18 protein-coding genes are annotated in these 17,488 nt (G+C 70.5%); 8 read left to right on the top strand and 10 right to left on the bottom strand.

Annotated features, from left to right (window positions below; genetic code table 11):
• Positions 1-1,023 (top strand): hypothetical protein, encoded by a 1,023-nt coding sequence (locus BLV02_RS23455; protein ID WP_141711374.1) that lies wholly within the window; start codon positions 1-3, stop codon positions 1,021-1,023.
• A gap of 9 nt (positions 1,024-1,032) precedes the next feature.
• Here BLV02_RS23455 and BLV02_RS23450 read toward each other — a convergent pair whose 3' ends face one another.
• Both BLV02_RS23450 and BLV02_RS23445 read right to left on the bottom strand, forming a co-directional pair.
• Positions 1,033-1,947: a hypothetical protein gene (locus BLV02_RS23450; RefSeq protein ID WP_141711375.1), complete on the bottom strand. Its 915-nt coding sequence runs from the start codon at positions 1,945-1,947 to the stop codon at positions 1,033-1,035.
• Complete coding sequence (locus BLV02_RS23445) at positions 1,941-2,492, bottom strand: hypothetical protein (protein ID WP_143045073.1); 552 nt, start codon at positions 2,490-2,492, stop codon at positions 1,941-1,943. The genes BLV02_RS23450 and BLV02_RS23445 overlap by 7 nt, the downstream gene beginning before the upstream one ends.
• 246 nt (positions 2,493-2,738) lie before the next feature.
• Between BLV02_RS23445 and BLV02_RS23440 the strand changes: the two genes are divergently transcribed.
• From BLV02_RS23440 to BLV02_RS23430, 3 genes are all read left to right on the top strand, one after another.
• Positions 2,739-3,875, top strand: a complete 1,137-nt coding sequence (locus BLV02_RS23440) for an N-acetylmuramoyl-L-alanine amidase (RefSeq protein WP_069109368.1) — start codon at positions 2,739-2,741, stop codon at positions 3,873-3,875.
• A gap of 98 nt (positions 3,876-3,973) precedes the next feature.
• Positions 3,974-5,311, top strand: coding sequence for an aminotransferase-like domain-containing protein (locus BLV02_RS23435; protein ID WP_069109622.1), 1,338 nt, complete (start codon positions 3,974-3,976; stop codon positions 5,309-5,311).
• A gap of 16 nt (positions 5,312-5,327) precedes the next feature.
• Positions 5,328-6,287, top strand: coding sequence for a D-alanine--D-alanine ligase family protein (locus BLV02_RS23430; protein WP_069109369.1), 960 nt, complete (start codon positions 5,328-5,330; stop codon positions 6,285-6,287).
• A 126-nt stretch (positions 6,288-6,413) separates the two neighbouring features.
• Here the strand turns inward: BLV02_RS23430 and BLV02_RS23425 are convergent, their stop codons facing one another.
• The 8 genes from BLV02_RS23425 to rpmH form a co-directional block, all read right to left on the bottom strand.
• On the bottom strand, positions 6,414-7,436 hold the full coding sequence (locus BLV02_RS23425; protein ID WP_069109370.1) for a ParB/RepB/Spo0J family partition protein: 1,023 nt from the start codon (positions 7,434-7,436) through the stop codon (positions 6,414-6,416).
• Complete coding sequence (locus tag BLV02_RS23420; RefSeq protein WP_069109623.1) at positions 7,429-8,343, bottom strand: AAA family ATPase; 915 nt, start codon at positions 8,341-8,343, stop codon at positions 7,429-7,431. Before BLV02_RS23420 ends, BLV02_RS23425 begins: the two co-directional genes overlap by 8 nt.
• A 239-nt stretch (positions 8,344-8,582) precedes the next feature.
• Positions 8,583-9,263, bottom strand: coding sequence for a 16S rRNA (guanine(527)-N(7))-methyltransferase RsmG (gene rsmG / locus BLV02_RS23415; RefSeq protein ID WP_069109371.1), 681 nt, complete (start codon positions 9,261-9,263; stop codon positions 8,583-8,585).
• Positions 9,264-9,316: 53 nt separating this feature from the next.
• Positions 9,317-9,838 (bottom strand): Jag family protein, encoded by a 522-nt coding sequence (locus BLV02_RS23410; protein WP_069109372.1) that lies wholly within the window; start codon positions 9,836-9,838, stop codon positions 9,317-9,319.
• Positions 9,839-9,916: 78 nt separating this feature from the next.
• Entirely contained in the window at positions 9,917-10,843 is a 927-nt protein-coding gene (gene yidC / locus BLV02_RS23405; protein WP_069109373.1) for a membrane protein insertase YidC, read from the bottom strand.
• A gap of 7 nt (positions 10,844-10,850) precedes the next feature.
• Entirely contained in the window at positions 10,851-11,198 is a 348-nt protein-coding gene (gene yidD, locus BLV02_RS35205; protein WP_083288241.1) for a membrane protein insertion efficiency factor YidD, read from the bottom strand.
• Entirely contained in the window at positions 11,195-11,566 is a 372-nt protein-coding gene (gene rnpA / locus BLV02_RS23395) for a ribonuclease P protein component (protein WP_069109374.1), read from the bottom strand. The genes yidD and rnpA overlap by 4 nt, the downstream gene beginning before the upstream one ends.
• A 37-nt stretch (positions 11,567-11,603) precedes the next feature.
• The gene (rpmH, locus tag BLV02_RS23390) at positions 11,604-11,741 is read right to left on the bottom strand and encodes a 50S ribosomal protein L34 (RefSeq protein ID WP_069109375.1); all 138 of its coding nucleotides are present in this window, start codon (positions 11,739-11,741) and stop codon (positions 11,604-11,606) included.
• Between the two features lie 466 nt (positions 11,742-12,207).
• On the opposite strand from rpmH, the gene dnaA reads away from it, so the two are divergent.
• From dnaA to recF, 4 genes are all read left to right on the top strand, one after another.
• Positions 12,208-13,686 (top strand): chromosomal replication initiator protein DnaA, encoded by a 1,479-nt coding sequence (dnaA, locus tag BLV02_RS23385; protein ID WP_069109376.1) that lies wholly within the window; start codon positions 12,208-12,210, stop codon positions 13,684-13,686.
• A 409-nt stretch (positions 13,687-14,095) separates the two neighbouring features.
• Complete coding sequence (dnaN, locus tag BLV02_RS23380) at positions 14,096-15,229, top strand: DNA polymerase III subunit beta (RefSeq protein WP_069109377.1); 1,134 nt, start codon at positions 14,096-14,098, stop codon at positions 15,227-15,229.
• 118 nt (positions 15,230-15,347) lie between these two features.
• Positions 15,348-16,289, top strand: a complete 942-nt coding sequence (gene gnd / locus BLV02_RS23375; protein ID WP_245737779.1) for a phosphogluconate dehydrogenase (NAD(+)-dependent, decarboxylating) — start codon at positions 15,348-15,350, stop codon at positions 16,287-16,289.
• A 10-nt stretch (positions 16,290-16,299) separates the two neighbouring features.
• Positions 16,300-17,475, top strand: coding sequence for a DNA replication/repair protein RecF (gene recF, locus BLV02_RS23370; RefSeq protein ID WP_069109379.1), 1,176 nt, complete (start codon positions 16,300-16,302; stop codon positions 17,473-17,475).
• The last annotated feature ends 13 nt before the right edge of the window (positions 17,476-17,488 follow it).

Genomic DNA, 17,488 nt, shown 5'->3' with positions numbered 1-17,488 from the left:
GTGACCGCCGAGTCGGAGACCGATCCTTCCGTGGATGACGACGACTCGGCGGTCATGCGCGAGCTGACACCGGCCGAGCGCCGCGTGTTGGCCCCCACGCTCGAGGCCATGCGTGCCCTGCAGTCCACCATCAAGCTGTCCGAGCTCAGTGAGTTCCAGGCAACGACCGCGCGGCTCGTTCAGTTGGTCCGGCCGCCGATGCCGTTCACCGTGCTGGACCACGTCGGTGCCATCAACGTCCTGAAGGGCTTCGACCTCGGTGGCCTGACGAAGGCCGCCGGCATTGTGGCGAAGGCGGACTTCTGGTGGAACCGCCAGCTTTCCGAAGTCGTCGCCCAGATCGCCCGGACGCAGGCGACGTGGCTCATCCACCTTCCGCAGGTCGACATCGTGAGAGCGGCGTACCCGCCCAATCTCCGTTCGATCGAGGACCTCGGGCTCGCCGAACTGGAGCAGGTGATCCTGGTCGAAGGCATCCCGCTCTACGCCATACCGCGACCGGAGATCGCCGAGCAGCTCGTTCGCGCGGTGTCGGCGGCAAAGAGACGTGAGATCCTCGGCCGGCGCTGGCGTGCCATCGTGGCTGACTGCCGTGGTCACCTCGGAAGCTGCAGGTCAGGACCGGTTCAAACCCACGTTCGGTTTGCGGAACGGGCGCTGGACGCGACCGAATCCGGCCACCACGAGACGGCGCAGGCGCTCGCTGCCAACCTTCTCGACACGATTCTGGGTACGCATCTGGCCGAGGACCGGGCCGGACTACTGCCGAGCAAGAAGGTCACTACCCCCGAGCGATACGACAAGCTCGCCGTGCGTGAATGGCTGGCCTTCAGCCCGATCTGGGCGGCCTACCAGAGCTACTTCGCGGACAGAGGCGATCCCGTCCCGCGGACGTTCAACCGGCACGCGACGGCGCACAGCGTAGGCACGCTGCAGTTCTCCCGGCGCAATGCGGTCCAGGCGCTCATGCTCGTATGCAGCCTGCTCGGCTACCTCGACCACCGGTACGCCACCGCGGCGTAACGGCCGCCGTCAGCGGTTCTGGACCAGCGCCTGGATCTCGCCGACCGGGACGACGGTGCCGTTCCAGGGGCTCTCCAGGGTGTCGGGCACGCCCGGCAGGTTCACCTCGACGCCGCCCATGGTGAAGGTGACGTCGTAGACGAGGCGGGCCTGGGCGGCGAAGCCCGGGTGGCCGTCGATGTCCTGGGCGGTCTGCTCGTGCGACATCTCGAGGTAGACGTGCTCGCAGGCGGTCGAGCGGAGGTCGGGGTTGCAGTCGAAGGTATCGGATCCGTCGCCGGGGTCGATCTCGACGTGGCTGAGCGTGCCGGTGGCCTGCAGCGGGCCGGCCACACTGCCGATGATCTCGCCGTCGCCGAGGCCGTCGAGGAGGTACCGGGTGTCGGCGCCGACGTAGGTCAGGCCGGCCGGGCTGAAACTCATGGTGAACGGCGGCGTCTCGAGCCGGCCGAGCGCCTGCCAGCCGAGGCCCGGGAGGGCGCCCTCGTACGGCTCGATCCACCGCCAGCGCTCGTAGAGCTCTTCCTCACCAGGCACGCGGCACTGCACGAAGGTGAAGATGTGGTCGGGGCTCGGCCGGGTGTGCTCGGGCCACTTGTCCTCGGACAACGGCGACGGGATGTCGGCCCGGCAGGCCTTCGTGCCGAGGCAGAACTCGTCGTACGGCTCTTCGGTGAGGTCGCAGCGCGGGCCGTCGCCGCCGGTGCCGCCGTCCTCGCCGCTGTCGTCCTCGTCCGGGTCGGGGCACACGTTGACGTACTCGAAGACGCCGGGGCTGACCTCGAGCCACACATAGCAGGGGTCGGACGCGGGCTCGACGGCGCGCACGCCGGCCGCCTGACCGGGAACGATGCTGCCGAGCAGACCGACCAGCAGGACGGCGACCGCCGTCAGGACCTGGGACACGCGTCGGGGGGTCAGCATGTGATGGTCCCTCCAGGTTCGATCGGGTCACCGATGAGCCAGCCGCCCTCGGACTCGACGACCTCGTACACCACGGGATGCGGCGTCAACTGCTCCTCGGCGGGCGGGATGGTCTCACCGCTGGTGAGCTGCGGCGCCCACGCGGACTCGTCCATGCAGGCACTGACGACCCCGGACCGGTCGACCACCTGGACGTTGACATCGCTGATGACTGGCTCGCCGACGCGGACAATGCCCTGGTCGGCATAGCGCGACGCGATGCCGACGTTCAGCTCGGTGGTCTCGTCGGTGGCCAAGCCCTCGAACAGCGCGGCGGGATCGTCGGCCGCACCGCTCTGCGCCTCGACGACGGCCGCGATGAACTGCTCGAACGTCGTTCGAATCTGATCTTCCACCTGCGAAGCGGCGTCCTGCGTGACAGCAGCCGTGGGTGTGGGGGACGCGGGATCGCCGCTGCCGTCGTCGCCGCTGCATGCGACCACGACTGCGAAGCTCACCAAGCCGACCGTGAAGCGCCGGCCCGTCCGGGGAAACGAGCCGCTCATGCAGGGACAATAGCGATCAAGACATGACACCGGCAACAGGAACGTCATGAACGGCCGGTGTCATTTCCGCTGGCCGCGCCGGAAATCCGGTCCGACCGCGAGGCGGTTGCGAGCGCCCGCTGTGGGTAGAATCGGCGCGAGCTGTGGCGGAGGGTTGTGCGGGTTCCACGTGAAACGGGAACCGACGGAGCTGGTACGTCGTACAGCCCGATGTCAGAACCTCGGCCAGGGAAGGACCACCCCCGGATGACCTCGCTTCGCTACCAGTTGGGCGACACCGGTCCGGCGATCGCGGAGATCCGCTCCAAGCTCACGCAGCTCGGACTCCTCGACGACACCGCGCCCGGCCCCAGCACGTTCGACGAGGACGTCGCCCAGGCGGTACGCCAGTTCCAGCAGGAGCGCGGCCTCACGGCCACCGGCGTCGTCGACGCCACGACGTACCGGGTGCTCGACGAAGCCCGCTGGCGGCTCGGCGACCGCCTGCTGTCCTACGTGGTGGGCAATCCGCAGGCCGGCGACGACGTCATCGCGCTGCAGCGGCGGCTGTCCGAGCTGGGCTTCGACGTCGGCCGCGTCGACGGCGTGTTCGGCTCGCGCACCGGCGACGCCCTGCGCGAGTTCCAGCGCAACATCGGCCTGCCCGCCGACGGCACCTGCGGCCCCAGCACGTTCAAGTCGCTCGGCCGGCTGGCGCCCATCGTCACCGGCGGGCGGCCCGAGAGCCTGCGCGCCGTCGAGGCCCTGCGGCAGGCCGGCAAGCGGCTGCCGGGCAAGGTCGTCGTCATCGACCCTGGTCACGGCGGTCCCGACCGCGGACACCGCGCCAACGGTCTCGACGAGGCCGCCGTCGTCGAGGACCTCGCCGCCCGCATCGAGGGCCGGCTGACGGCCACCGGCGTCCAGACGTACCTCACCAGGGGCCCGGGCGCCGACGCGTCTCCGTCCGAAGCCGAGCGGGCGACGTTCGCCAACGACTCCGGCGCCAACCTGCTGATCTCGCTGCACGTCGACTCCCACCCGAACACCGACGCCGCCGGCGTGGCCACCTACTTCTACGGCAGCCGCGAGCCCGGCACCGCCAGCGCCATCGGCGAGCAGTTCGCCGGCCTGGTGCAGCGCGAGATCGTCGCCCGCACCGACCTCGTCGACTGCCGGGCGCACCCGAAGACGTGGGACCTGCTGCGGCACACCCGCATGGCCGCGGTCCGGGTCGAGTTGGGCTACATCACCAACGACGGCGACGCCGCCCGGCTGGCCGACCCCGACTTCCGCGACGTCGTGGCCGAGGCCATCGTGGTCGCCATCCAGCGCGTGTACCTGCCCTCGGGCGAGGACGCCGCCACCGGCGCGCTGCGGTTCCACGACCTCGCCACTGGATGACACGCCTGCTCACACTGCGGGATTGGATTCGCGTCACCACGTCGCGATGAGGCACAGTTGACCCTGTCTGTGTCGGTCCTGTCCCGGGAGGTGTGTACGTGAGCCAGCAGTCCAGCCCGCACCGGAAGACGACCGACGCAGCAGCCGCCACGGGCTCACGTCTCGACTCATACGTCGACCGCTACGCCACCCGCACGCACGGCATGACCGCTTCCGAGGTGCGGTCGCTGTTCGCGGTGGCGTCCCGGCCCGAGGTGGTGTCTCTGGCCGGCGGCATGCCGAACATCTCCGGGCTGCCGCTCGACGTCGTCGGCTCGCTGGTCAGCGACCTCGTCACCAAACGGGGCATGGCGGCGCTGCAGTACGGCTCCGGCCAGGGCGATCCCGCGCTGCGCGAGCAGATCTGCGACGTCATGCGTCCGGTCGGCATCGTGGCGCACCCCGACGACGTCACCGTCACGGTCGGCTCGCAGCAGGCGCTCGACCTCGTCACCCGCATCTTCATCGACCCAGGTGACGTCATCCTCGCCGAGGCGCCGTCCTACGTGGGCGCGCTGGGGACGTTCCGCTCCTACCAGGCGTCGGTCGTGCACGTCGAGATGGACGACAACGGCCTGGTGCCCGAGCGGCTGAGCGCGGCCATCGACGCCGTCCGCGCCGCGGGCAAGCGCATCAAGTTCCTGTACACCATCCCGAGCTACCACAACCCCGCCGGCGTCACCATGACGGCGGAACGGCGCACCCAGGTGCTCGAGATCTGCCGCCGGGCCGACGTCCTCATCATCGAGGACGACCCCTACGGGCTGCTCGGATTCGACGGCGAGGTGCCGCGGGCCATCCGGGCCGACGACGCCGAGCGGGTCATCTACCTGGGCTCGTTCTCCAAGACGTTCGCGCCGGGGCTGCGCGTCGGCTGGGCGCTCGCGCCGCACGCCGTCCGCGAGAAACTGGTGCTCGCGGCCGAGAACAGCGTGCTCTGCCCGCCGGCGTTCAGCCAGCTCACGGTGTCCGAGTACCTCGCCGGCCACGACTGGATGGCGCAGGTCAAGGACTTCCGCGAGACCTACCGCGAGCGCCGCGACGCCATGCTCGAGGCGCTCGACGACCTCATGCCGGCCGGCGCGCACTGGACCCAGCCGTCCGGTGGGTTCTACGTGTGGCTCACCCTGCCCGACGGCATCGACGCCAAGGCCATGCTGCCGCGCGCCGTCACCAACCGGGTCGCCTATGTGCCCGGCACCGCGTTCTTTGCCGACGGTTTCGGCTCGCGCTCCATGCGGCTGTCGTACTGTTACCCGACGCCCGAGCGCATCCGCGAGGGCGTGCGCCGGTTGGCGCAGGTCATCGAGCAGGAGATGGAACTGCGCGCCACGTTCGGGGCCTGGGGTGCCGCACAGCGGCCCGGCCTCGACGCACCGGCGCCAGACCAGAGTTGAGGGGTTTCGTTCCAGTATGAGCGATCTGGGCCGCGTTCTCGTTCTCGCCGGCGGTCTCTCGCACGAGCGCGACGTGTCACTGCGTTCGGGCCGGCGGGTGGCCGAGGCGTTGCGTGAGGTGGGCCTCGACGTCGAACAGCGCGACGCCGACGCCGACCTCCTCGCGTCGCTGCGCCGCGACGCGCCCGACGTCGTCTTCCCGCTGCTGCACGGCATTTCCGGCGAGGACGGCGCCATCCAGGAGGTGCTGTCGCTGGCCGGGCTGCCCTACGTCGGCTCGGCGCCGACGGCCTGCCGGCTGGCCTTCGACAAGCCGGTGGCCAAGGCCATCGTGCGACGGGTGGGCATCGCCACGCCGGGGTCGGCCGTGCTGTCGCAGTCGACCTTCCGCGAGCTGGGCGCCGGTGTGCTGCTCGACGCACTGGTGGCCCGGCTCGGGTTGCCGCTGGTCGTGAAGCCGGCCCGGGGCGGTTCGGCGCTGGGCACCACGGTGGTGCGCTCGGCCGACGAGCTGCCCGCGGCCATGGTCGAGTGCTTCGCGTACGGCGAGCGGGCGCTGATCGAGCGGTGGATCGACGGCACCGAGGTCGCGGTGTCCGTGGTCGACACCGGCGACGGCCCGACGGCGCTGCCGGCGGTCGAGATCGTCCCCGAGTCCGGCACGTACGACTACCACGCCCGCTACACGGCCGGCACCACCGAGTTCTTCGTCCCCGCCCGCCTCGACGACGCCGCGGCGACGGCCGTGGCCGAGGTGGCAGTGGCGGCGCACCAGACGCTCGGCCTCAGCGACCTGTCCCGCACCGACCTCATCGTCGACCACGACGGCGTCCCGTGGCTGCTGGACGTCAACGTCGCACCGGGCATGACCGAGACGTCGCTGCTGCCGCAGTCGGTGCAGGCGGCCGGGCTCGACCTCGGCGTACTGGCGCGGGAGCTGCTGGCCGTGGCCGTGGATCGGCACCGCCGCGCTTAGGCGTCCGGCCGGTGGGAGGGGACGCCGTCTCCGCCCGCCTCGCTCGTTCCTCGCTCGGACGCCCGCAGCCTACCCCTGACGGCGCCCCCTCCCACCGCCCTGGCTGAGCTGTCGGCCGCCGGCGCGCTACTCGGCTTCGTTGGCGTCGCGGACGGCCTTCACCATGCGGGGGTCGATGGTGCCCACGATGCGCTCGAGGTCGTCGATGCTGGCGAACTCGATGGTGACCTTGCCCTTGGAACGGCCGAGGTCGACCTTCACACGGGTGTCCAGCCGCTCGGAGAGCGCCGCCGCGATGTCGCCGAGCCGCGGCGCCACCGGACGGGAGGCGCGACGGGCCCGCGTCTTGGGCGTCTCGGCGTCGTCCAGCGACACGATCTCTTCGACGGAGCGGACGCTGAGGCCCTCGGCGACGATCCGCTGGGCCAGCCGTTCCTGAGCGGCGCCGTCGCCGAGGCCGAGCAGCGCCCGGGCGTGGCCGGCGGACAGGATGCCGGCGGCGACGCGGCGCTGCACCAGCGGCGGCAGCTTGAGCAGCCGCAGTGTGTTGGAGATCTGCGGCCGGCTGCGCTTGATGCGCACGGCGAGCTCGTCGTGCGTGCAGCCGAAGTCGTCGAGCAGCTGCTGGTAGGCGGCCGCCTCTTCCAGCGGGTTCAGCTGGCTGCGGTGCAGGTTCTCCAGCAGCGCATCGCGCAGCATGTCGTCGTCGCGCGTGGTGCGGACGATGGCCGGGATGGTCGGGAAGCCGGCCTCCTTGGTCGCCCGCCACCGCCGCTCTCCCATGACCAGCTCGTACCGGCCGGACTCCATCTGCCGGACGACGATCGGCTGCAGCAGACCGACCTCCTGGATGGACGACACCAGCTCGGCCAGGGCGTCCTCGTCGAAGACCTGCCGCGGCTGCCGGAGGTTCGGCACGATGGCGTCGACCGGGATCTCGGCGAACGTCGCGCCGTCGACCGGCAGCAGCTCGTCGTCGTCCGGCTCCGTTTCACGTGAAACGTGCGCCGTCGAGCCGTTGGACGCCGGGCCACCGCCCAGAACGAAGGCGTCGACCGGCGACTTACGCAGCGCGTCGCCACTCGCCGGCTCCCCCGTCGGGATCAGGGCGCCGAGACCGCGCCCCAACCCCCGCCTCTTCTCAGCCATGTGTCGTCTCCCCATGTGTACTGCCCGATGCTCCCCGCTCGGCGATCTCGCGCGCGGCTTCCAGATACGACAGCGCGCCACTGGAGGCGGCGTCGTACGTCATCACGGTCTGTCCGTAGCTCGGCGCCTCGCTGATGCGCACCGAGCGCGGGATCGCCGTCTTCAGCACGGTGTCGCCGAAGTGCCGGCGGACCTCGTCTGCCACCTGCGCGGCCAGTCGCGTGCGGCCGTCGTACATGGTGAGCAGGATCGTCGAGACCGCGAGGTCGCGGTTGAGGTGGGCCCGCACCATGTCGATGTTCTTGAGCAGCTGGCTCAGGCCCTCGAGCGCGTAGTACTCGCACTGGATGGGGATCAGCACTTCGTCGCCGCCGACGAGCGCGTTGACCGTGAGCAGGCCCAGGGACGGCGGGCAGTCGATGAAGACGTAGTCGTACTCGACGCCGGGCTCCTGCAGGTGCTGGTCGAGCGACTTCCGCATGCGCGACTCGCGCGCGACCATCGACACCAGCTCGATCTCGGCACCGGCGAGGTCGATGGTGGCGGGCACGCACCACAGGCCGTCGATCTCCTCGACCTTCTGCACGACCTCGCCGATCGGCGTCTCCTCGACCATGACGTCGTAGATGCTGGGGATCTCCGCGTGGTGGTCGATGCCGAGGGCGGTCGACGCGTTGCCCTGCGGGTCGAGGTCGATCACCAGGACGCGCAGGCCGCTGACGGCGAGTGCGGCGGCGAGGTTCACCGTGGTGGTGGTCTTGCCCACCCCACCCTTCTGGTTCGCGACGACCATGATGCGCGTCTGGTCGGGCTTCGGCATCGGCGCGGTGCGCCGGCCCACCGCCATCAGCGCGACGGCGGCCTCGCGGGCGATCGGGGTGTCCAGGTCGGCCAGCGAGCCGGACATCGCGAAGTCCGCGAGGTCGGCCGTCGAACGTACGTGGGTGCTCGCGGCCGGTTCGGCCGGTCGGTCGCCCGCATTCACCGAAATCTCACGCTCCAGGTTCGACGGTCCGCCCGTCGGATCAATGGTCCCACTGATGAGCGGCCAGCCGTTGGCCGACCGCCGTTCCCCCGTAGCGCTCTCGATTGCGACGACCCCACCGGCTACGGGCCACCCCAGGCCCGCCACGACGGTGGCATCGGTCATCTCTTCGTCCTCCGTAGTCGTGCACTGTGCTTCGGCGCCGTCCCCGTTCGGCCGGCGACCACGACGGCGACCCGTGTGGCCGGGTCGACCACACCGGCGCCGACTTCTTCAACTCTCCACGACGCAGCGCCCATTCTCGCCAATGACGCGGCGGAATCGCGCAACTCTTCAGAAACCGACTGCCCCTTGAGCGCCAACAGCACCCCATTGGGACGCAGCAGCGGCAGCGTCCAGCCCGCCAGCCGGTCCATCGGCGCGACGGCGCGCGCCGCCACCACGTCGAACCGGGCCCGTGGCTGGACGTCCTCGGCCCGCGACCGCAGGACGGTCACGCCGTCGAGCCCGAGCGCCTCGACCGTCTCGGCGAGGAACTCGCTACGCCGCAGCAGCGGCTCGATCAGGACCACCTCGAGATCGGGCCGCGCGATCGCCAGGGGTATACCCGGCAGGCCGGCGCCGGAACCCACATCCGCCACTGCCCGGCCATCGTCGATCAGCTCCGCCACGACGGCCGAGTTCAGGATGTGCCGGCCCCAGATCCGCGGGACCTCGCGCGGCCCCAGCAGGCCGCGTTCGATGCCGGGGCCGGCGAGCCGCGCGGCGTACGCCGCCGCCAGCTCCAGCCGGTCCCCGAACACGACGGAGGCCGAGTCCGGCACGGCGAGAACGTCGTCCAAGACTCGGCCTCCTGAGAATGTCAGCGATGTGGTTTCACGTGAAACGTGGACCACTAACCGGGCATCACCACGACGTAGCGCCGGGGCTCCTCGCCCTCGGACTCGCTGCGCAGCCCCGCCTCGGCGACCGCGTCGTGGACGACCTTGCGCTCGAACGGCGACATGGCCCCCAGCGACTCGGGCTCGCCCGACGTGCGGACCGCCTCGATGACCCGCTTGGCCAGCTCCAGCACCTCGGCCCGCCGGTTGGCCCGGAAGCCGCCGACGTCGAGCATCAGCCGGCTGCGCTCGCCGGTCTCGCGGACCACCGCGAGGCGGGTCAGCTCCTGCAGCGCCTCGAGCACCTTGCCGTTGTCGCCCACCAGGGCGTCGAGACCGTCACCGATGATCGAGACGACCGCGCGGTCGCCCTCGACGTCCATGTCGATGTCGCCGTCGAGGTCGGCGATGTCGAGCAGTTCCTCCAAGTAGTCCGCCGCGATGTCGCCCTCGCGCTCGAGCCGCTTCGCCAGCGGCTCGCCGGCCTCGCTCTCTCGTTCCTGCGCCGCATCGAGTTCCGTGCCAGCGTCGCTCACCGTCGACTCCTTCTACGTTCGTTGTGGGGCGGGTCTGCTGCCCGCCGAGCCCTGCCGCCGTGCGGTCGTCGCCGCCGGCTACTTCTTCTTGCGCTGCGAGCGCGTCGTCTTCTTCGGCTGCCGCCGAACCACCTCGGTCTGCTCCGGCTCCTCCGGCTCCCCGGTGTCGGGCGTGGGCAGCTCGACGCCCTTCTTCCGCGCCTTCTCCTCCAGGCGGCGCTGGTGCGCCTTCTCGGCCTCGGTGCCCGGCGCCGGCATCCGGCGGATGACGTACAGCTGCTGGCCCATGGTCCAGAAGTTCGACGTCAGCCAGTACAGGACGGTGCCCAGCGGGAAGTAGACGCCGGAGAACGCGAAGACCAGCGGCAGCACGTACAGGAGGATCTTCTGCTGCTGCGCGAACGGGCCCTCCAGGGCCTCCTTCGGCATGTTCTTCCGCATGATCTGGCGCTGCGTGATGAACTGCGTGACCACCATCAGCACGACCATGATGGCGGCGATGATCTTGGTGTTGATGTTGTCGGAGCTGATGAACGAGTCGGCCAGCCGCGCACCGAAGATCTCCGCCCGCCCCGCCGACTCGAACAGGTCCGGCTGGCTGGTGAACGCGCCCCGCTCGTGCCCCTTCGCGATGCCGTCGAGCACCCGGAACAGCGCGAACAGGAACGGCGCCTGGAGCAGGATGGGCAGACAGGACGCGAACGGGTTGGTGCCCGTGTCCTTGTACAGCTTCATCATTTCCTGCTGCAGGCGCTCACGGTCGCCCTTGTACTTCTTCTGCAGCTCGCGCAGCTGCGGCTGGAGGATCTGCATCTTCCGCTGCGACTTGATCTGCCGCACGAACAGCGGGATCAGCAGGATGCGGATGACCACCACGAGGCCGATGATCGACAGCGCCCAGTTCACGCCGTCGTGATTGATGCCGATCAGCTCTGAGAACAGCCAGTGCCAGCCGATCATGATCCAGCTGACCAGGTAGTACAACGGCGCGAGGATGGTATCCACGGGTGTATCAGACTCCTCGGAGTGAGGTCGGTGCGGCGGGCGGCAGGTCCGTCCGCGGCGCGGAAGCTTCATGCGACGGAGCCGCGTGCGGCTCGTCGTCGCCGTCAGTCCCGGCGGCCCGGCCCCACCAGCGGTAGTTCTCGCGCGTGGGGACGAGGTCGACGCCGCCGGCGCACCAGGGGTGGCAGCGGCCGAGTCGACGCAGGGCCAGCCAGCTTCCGCGCAGGGCACCGTGCCGCTCCACCGCGCTCAAGGCATACGCCGAGCAGCTGGGGTAGTAGCGGCAGGTCTGCCCGTACAGCGGGCTGATGACGAGTCGGTAGCCCTTGAGGAGGGCGACCAGGATGGTCTTCATCGCCGGTGCTCCGCTCGGGTGACGGCGCGGTCGATGGCCGCGTCGAGCTCACGCGCGAGAGCGGAGCTGGGAGCGCCGGCGATACCGGGCAGCGCCCGGACCACGAGCTTGGAACCGGAGGGGAGACGGTCGACCCGCTCGGCGAGGAGATGACGCAGCCGGCGCCGTACCGTGTTGCGCACCACTGCACCCCCAACCGTGCGTCCGACGACCAGACCCACCGACGCCGGGCCGGCACCTGCGACGTCGCCGGACTCGCCGGCGGGCAACAGGTGCACGACCATGGTCGGCCGTCCGACGCGAACCCCACGGCGCACGATCACCCGGAAGTCGGCCGAGCGCCGCAGGCGGTGCTCGGCCTTCAGCACCTCGGATCGTCGAGCGAGCGCAAGCGTGCCAGCCGGATCAGGCGGACAGCTTGGCACGGCCCTTGCTGCGGCGGGCGGCGAGGATGGCACGGCCGGCACGCGTACGCATGCGCAGCCGGAAGCCGTGAGTCTTCGCACGACGGCGGTTGTTCGGCTGGAAGGTGCGCTTGACCACGTCCGAGCTCCTGTGTCGATCGATGAGATGTGCTTCGGGTTGCCGCGCGGAGTCCACGCATCCCCGGACTATGCAGCCCGGGCATGACAACAGGAGCCCTCGTCGGACCGATTTACGGTACGCGGTGGCGACGCTTCAGGTCAAACTCGCGACCCGCTGCGTCGCGTATGGCGACAACCGTCCATCATGGCACTGAGGGACAGCGCGGCGCCGGCAACGACACGCCGGCATCTGGGGGCAACCTGTGGACATCAGTTGAAGCGCTGGCCGCATGTTGTTAGCGTCACGTGCTCCAGCACGCTGTCCGCCCTGTACCGCACCACGGTATCGCAACCGCGTTCGCGCAGGTCACAATGGAGCGGATGGAGACAAAACCGCACGTGTCGACACCCTCCACACCCTGTGGACGACCGTGTGGACAACACGACGGGGTGGCCAGCCAGATGCCGCCAGTTTGGAGTGAACGGTGGCAGACGAGGCCGGAATCGACTTCCCCACCGCATGGGCCAAGGCTCTGGCTGAGCTCGACTCCATCGAGATCGGGCCCCAACAACGCGCATTCCTGTCGCAGGCCCGCCCCGTCACTCTCGTCGAGGGTACCGCCGTCATCTCCGTCCCGAGCGATTTCGCGCGAGCCCAGGTCGAGCAGCGGCTGCGTTCGGTCATCATCGACGCGCTGTCCGAGGTGCTCGGCCGGCCGGTCGGCCTGGCCGTCAGCGTCGCGCCGCCGCCCGACGGCGCCGCACCCGACGGCGTGCCGCCACCGCCACCGATGCCGGGCGGCTTCCTCGACGCACCGTCATCGTCTTCGGTCGACACCGAGGAGATCCCGCTGGTCAGTGCCGCTACCGAGGCGCCGGCATTCGTGCCACGCCCGCCGGCCGAGTCCCCGCGGCGTGGTGACACCGAACCGCACCTGAACCCGCGGTACACGTTCGACACCTTCGTCATCGGTTCCAGCAACCGGTTCGCGCACGCCGCCACCGTCGCCGTCGCCGAGGCGCCGGGCAAGGCCTACAACCCGCTGCACGTCTACGGCGAGTCCGGGCTGGGCAAGACCCACCTGCTGCACGCCATCGGGCACTACACACGGACGATGTACCCCGGCACCCGGGTGCGCTACGTGAGCTCCGAAGAGTTCACCAACGACTTCATCAACTCCATCCGCGACGACAAGGCGTCGGCGTTCCAGCGCCGCTACCGCGACGTCGACGTCCTGCTCATCGATGACATCCAGTTCCTCGAGGGCAAGATCCAGACGCAGGAGGAGTTCTTCCACACGTTCAACACGCTGCACAACGCGAACAAGCAGATCGTCATCACGTCCGACCGCCCGCCGAAGCAGCTGTCCGCGCTGGAGGACCGCCTGCGCAACCGGTTCGAGTGGGGCCTGACGTGCGACGTGCAGCCGCCCGACCTCGAGACCCGCATCGCGATCCTGTCGAAGAAGGCCACCCAGGACCACCTCAACGTCTCGCCCGACGTCCTCGAGTACATCGCCAGCCGCATCGCCACGAACATCCGCGAGCTCGAGGGCGCCCTGATCCGCGTCACGGCGTTCGCCAGCCTCAACCGCCAGCCGGTCGACCTCTCGCTGGCCGAGATCGTCCTGCGCGACCTCGTGCCCACCGACTCCGGTCCCGAGATCACCGCGGCCACGATCATGGCGCAGACGTCGGCCTACTTCGGGCTGACCATCGAGGACCTGCAGGGCACCAGCCGCAGCCGGGTGCTCGTCACGGCCCGCCAGATCGCCATGTACCTGTGCCGCGAGCTGACGGAGCTGTCGCTGCCGAAGATCGGCCAGCACTTCGGCGGCCGCGACCACACCACGGTCATGCACGCCGAGCGGAAGATCCGCACGCTGATGGCCGAGCGGCGCAGCGTCTTCAATCAGGTCACCGAACTGACCAACCGCATCAAGCAGCAGGCCCGGCAGTCGTGACGGTCCGAGAAGCACACGCGCACGGCGTGATCGACTTCTCACAGGCTGTGGACAAGTTTGTGGACATGAGTGCCATCGCCGTGGACCGACCCGGGGAAAGTGTCACTCATCGGTGGACAACCTCGAACGGTCCACGTCACCCACTGGCCCTGCCCACAGCCTCCGTGGACAACGGTAGCCACGCTCACCTGCGACGTTCATGGTTTTCCACACTTTCCACCAACGCTATGAACATGACTGACCTATCCATGGATCGACTGGCAGCGCACAAGCCTTGCGGGCCGGTTCCTGTGGATCGTGTGATTCACGGCCGCCGATTGACGCCTCTGGCCGCCACTGTCGGTAGCCCGTGGAAGGATGACGTCGAACCACAACGACCCGGGCGCGTGCCCGAGGGGAGGACGGACCGGTGAAGTTCCGGCTCGATCGCGATGTACTGGCAGAGGCGGTGGCCTGGACGGCCCGCACCCTGCCCAACCGGCCGACGGTGCCGGTCCTGGCCGGCCTGCGCATCGACGCGTCTGACACCCAGGTGACGTTCTCGTCGTTCGACTACGAGGTGTCCGGGCGCGTGTCCGTCGACGCCGACGTCGCCGACGGTGGCACCGTCCTGGTCTCCGGCCGGCTGCTGGCCGACATCGCCCGGTCGCTGCCGAACAAGCCGGTCGACCTCAACGCCGACGGCGCCAAGGTCACCATCACGTGTGGCAGCGCCCGGTTCACGCTGCTGACGCTGCCGGTCGAGGAGTACCCCGACCTCCCCTCCATGCCCGACGCCTCCGGCACCGTCGACGGCGCCGTCCTCGCCGAGGCGGTCAGCCAGGTCGCGGTCGCCGCCGGCCGCGACGACATGCTGCCCACGCTCACCGGCATCCGCATCGAGATCGAGGGCGAGACCGTCACGCTCGGCGCCACCGACCGGTACCGGCTGGCGGTCCGCGAGTTCACCTGGAACCCCGGCTCCCCCGACATCTCCGCGGTCGCGCTGGTGCCGGCCCGCACGCTGGTCGACGCCGCCAAGACGCTCGGCCCGGCCGGCGAGGTCACGCTGGCGCTCGGCACCGGCACCCAGGACAGCCTGCTCGGCCTGGCCGCCGGCGGCCGGCACACCACCAGCCGGCTCATCGACGGCGAGTGGGTGCCCAACTACCGCCGGCTGTTCCCGGCCGAGACCGCCACGGTCGCGCGGGTCGAGATCTCCGCGCTGGTCGAGTCGGTGAAGCGGGTAGCGCTGGTGGCCGAGCGCAACACCCCGGTCCGGCTCGCCTTCGACGAAGGCCAGGTCGTGCTCGAGGCCGGCAGCGGCGAGGACGCGCAGGCCTCCGAGGCGCTGCCCGCCGAGGTCCAGGGCCCGGCCATCGCCACCGGCTTCAACCCCACGTACCTCCTCGACGGCCTGCAGGCGCTCGGCACCCCGTTCGCGCACCTGTCGTTCACCGACACGCCGCTGAAGCCGGTGGTCATCCAGGGTGTCGACAGCGCCGAGGCCGAGCCCGCCGGCGGCTACCGGTACCTCGCCATGCCCATCCGGCTGTCGGGCTGACGGCCTGTGCCGGCTCATCCGGGCAAACGACCCCTGGTCGCACGCGGCTGGTCCGGCGCGCGAGGATGGTGACATCGGGCTCGCGCCGCACGGCGCATCGTCACGGGGAGGAACTCTGGTGGCCACGGAAGGGAACGTCATGGAGCTGGGCCTGGTCGGCCTCGGTCGTATGGGCGGCAACATGCGCGAGCGGCTGCGGCGCGCCGGCCACACAGTGGTGGGCTTCGACCGCAACCCCGAGGTCAGCGACGTCGGCAGCCTGAAAGAGCTGGTCGAACGGCTGTCGGCGCCACGTGCGGTGTGGGTCATGGTGCCGGCCGGCGAGGCGACCCGGGCCACCGTCCAGGAGCTGGGCGAGCTGCTCGACGACGGCGACCTCGTCATCGACGGCGGCAACTCCAGGTTCACCGACGACCGCGAGCACGCCGACATCCTGGCCGGTCACGGCGTCGGCTACGTCGACTGCGGCGTGTCCGGCGGCATCTGGGGCCTCGACGTCGGCTACGGGCTGATGGCCGGTGGCGACAAACAGCACGTCGAGCGCCTCATGCCGATCTTCGACGCGCTGCGTCCCGAGGGTCCGCGCGACGAGGGCTTCGTCCACGCCGGCGGCGTCGGCGCAGGTCACTACGCCAAGATGGTGCACAACGGCATCGAGTACGGCCTCATGCAGGCCTACGGCGAGGGCTACGAGCTGCTCGCCGCCTCCGGCGTCGTCGACGACATCCACGGCACGCTCAAGGCGTGGTCGCGTGGCACCGTCGTGCGCTCCTGGCTGCTCGACCTCCTGGTGCGGGCGCTCGAGCAGGACCCCGCGCTGGCCGAGATCGAGGGGTACGTCGAAGACTCCGGCGAGGGCCGCTGGACGGTCGAGGAGTCCATCCGCAATTCCGTGCCGGCGCCGGTCATCACGGCAGCGCTGTTCGCCCGGTTCGAGTCCCGGCAGGACGACTCCCCGGCCATGAAGGCGGTGGCCGCGCTGCGCAACCAGTTCGGCGGCCACGCGGTCAAGGCGGCCGAGGCCGGGCCGACGTCCGGGACCGGCGACACCCGGGCCTGACGGCTCGCGCATGCACGTCGCCCATCTGTCGCTGGCCGACTTCCGCTCCTACGCCTCGGTCGAGCTGCCGCTCGAGCCCGGCGTCACGGCGTTCGTCGGCCCCAACGGCCACGGCAAGACCAACCTGGTCGAGGCGCTGAACTACCTCGCCACGCTGGGTAGCCACCGGGTCGCGCAGGACGCTCCCCTGGTCCGGCTCGGCGCCGAGCGGGCGGTCGTGCGCGGCAGCGTCGTCGAGACCATGGGCGGCGAGCCGCGCAGCACGCTGCTGGAGATCGAGATCACGCCGGGCAAGGCCAACCGCGCCCGACTGAACCGGTCGCCGGTCCCGCGGCCGCGCGAGCTGCTCGGCGTGCTGACGACCGTGCTGTTCGCGCCCGAGGACCTCGCGCTGGTCAAGGGTGACCCGTCCGAGCGGCGCCGGTTCCTCGACGAGCTTCTGGTCGCCCGCGCGCCGCGGTTCGCCGGCGTCCGGTCCGACTACGACCGGGTGCTGAAGCAGCGCAACGCCCTGCTGAAGTCGGCCGGCATGGCCATGCGGGCCAGTCGCGGCGGTGGGTCGCCGCGCGGGCCCGACCTCAGCACGCTGGACGTCTGGGACACCCACCTGGCGCAGGCCGGCGCCGAGTTGCTGGCCGCCCGGCTCGACCTCGTCGAGGCACTCCAGCCGCTGGTCATGAAGGCGTACGACGCGGTGGCCGGCGGCTCCGGCCCGTCCGGTGACCGCGAGGCGCGGCTCACGTACAAGTCGTCGCTCGGCCCCGGCGCCGAGCTGGTGCCGTCGCGCGACACGCTGGTGGCGGCGCTGCTCGAGGCGCTGGCCGGGGTCCGCCGCGACGAGCTCGACCGCGGCGTGTCACTGATCGGGCCGCACCGCGACGACCTCGTGCTGTCGCTCGGCCCGATGCCGGCGAAGGGGTACGCGAGCCACGGCGAGTCGTGGTCGTTCGCGCTGGCGCTGCGACTCGCCTCCTACGAGTTGTTGCGTTCTGCCGGCAGTGACCCTGTACTGGTCCTGGACGACGTGTTCGCCGAGCTCGACTCCGGCCGGCGCGACCGGCTGGCCGAGCTGACGGCGGGCGCCGAGCAGGTGCTGGTCACCGCCGCGGTGCCGGCCGACGTGCCGGCCGGGCTGACCGGGGCCAGGGTCGACGTGCTCGGCGGCGAGGTCCGGCGGGCGGAGTGACGGGAGGTGCACG

It is taken from the genome of Jiangella alba (assembly GCF_900106035.1).
Lineage (GTDB): Bacteria > Actinomycetota > Actinomycetes > Jiangellales > Jiangellaceae > Jiangella > Jiangella alba.
This window is presented reverse-complemented; position numbering and strand designations above follow the sequence as displayed.

Excerpts from the sequence above, each read along its gene's own strand:
- BLV02_RS23450 (WP_141711375.1), bottom strand. The coding sequence starts at position 1,947 with ATGCTGACCCCCCGACGCGTGTCCCAGGTCCTGACGGCGGTCGCCGTC.
- BLV02_RS23445 (WP_143045073.1), bottom strand. The coding sequence starts at position 2,492 with ATGAGCGGCTCGTTTCCCCGGACGGGCCGGCGCTTCACGGTCGGCTTG.
- BLV02_RS23440 (WP_069109368.1), top strand. The coding sequence starts at position 2,739 with ATGACCTCGCTTCGCTACCAGTTGGGCGACACCGGTCCGGCGATCGCG.
- BLV02_RS23430 (WP_069109369.1), top strand. The coding sequence starts at position 5,328 with ATGAGCGATCTGGGCCGCGTTCTCGTTCTCGCCGGCGGTCTCTCGCAC.
- BLV02_RS23425 (WP_069109370.1), bottom strand. The coding sequence starts at position 7,436 with ATGGCTGAGAAGAGGCGGGGGTTGGGGCGCGGTCTCGGCGCCCTGATC.
- BLV02_RS23420 (WP_069109623.1), bottom strand. The coding sequence starts at position 8,343 with ATGTCCGGCTCGCTGGCCGACCTGGACACCCCGATCGCCCGCGAGGCC.
- yidD (WP_083288241.1), bottom strand. The coding sequence starts at position 11,198 with ATGAAGACCATCCTGGTCGCCCTCCTCAAGGGCTACCGACTCGTCATC.
- recF (WP_069109379.1), top strand. The coding sequence starts at position 16,300 with ATGCACGTCGCCCATCTGTCGCTGGCCGACTTCCGCTCCTACGCCTCG.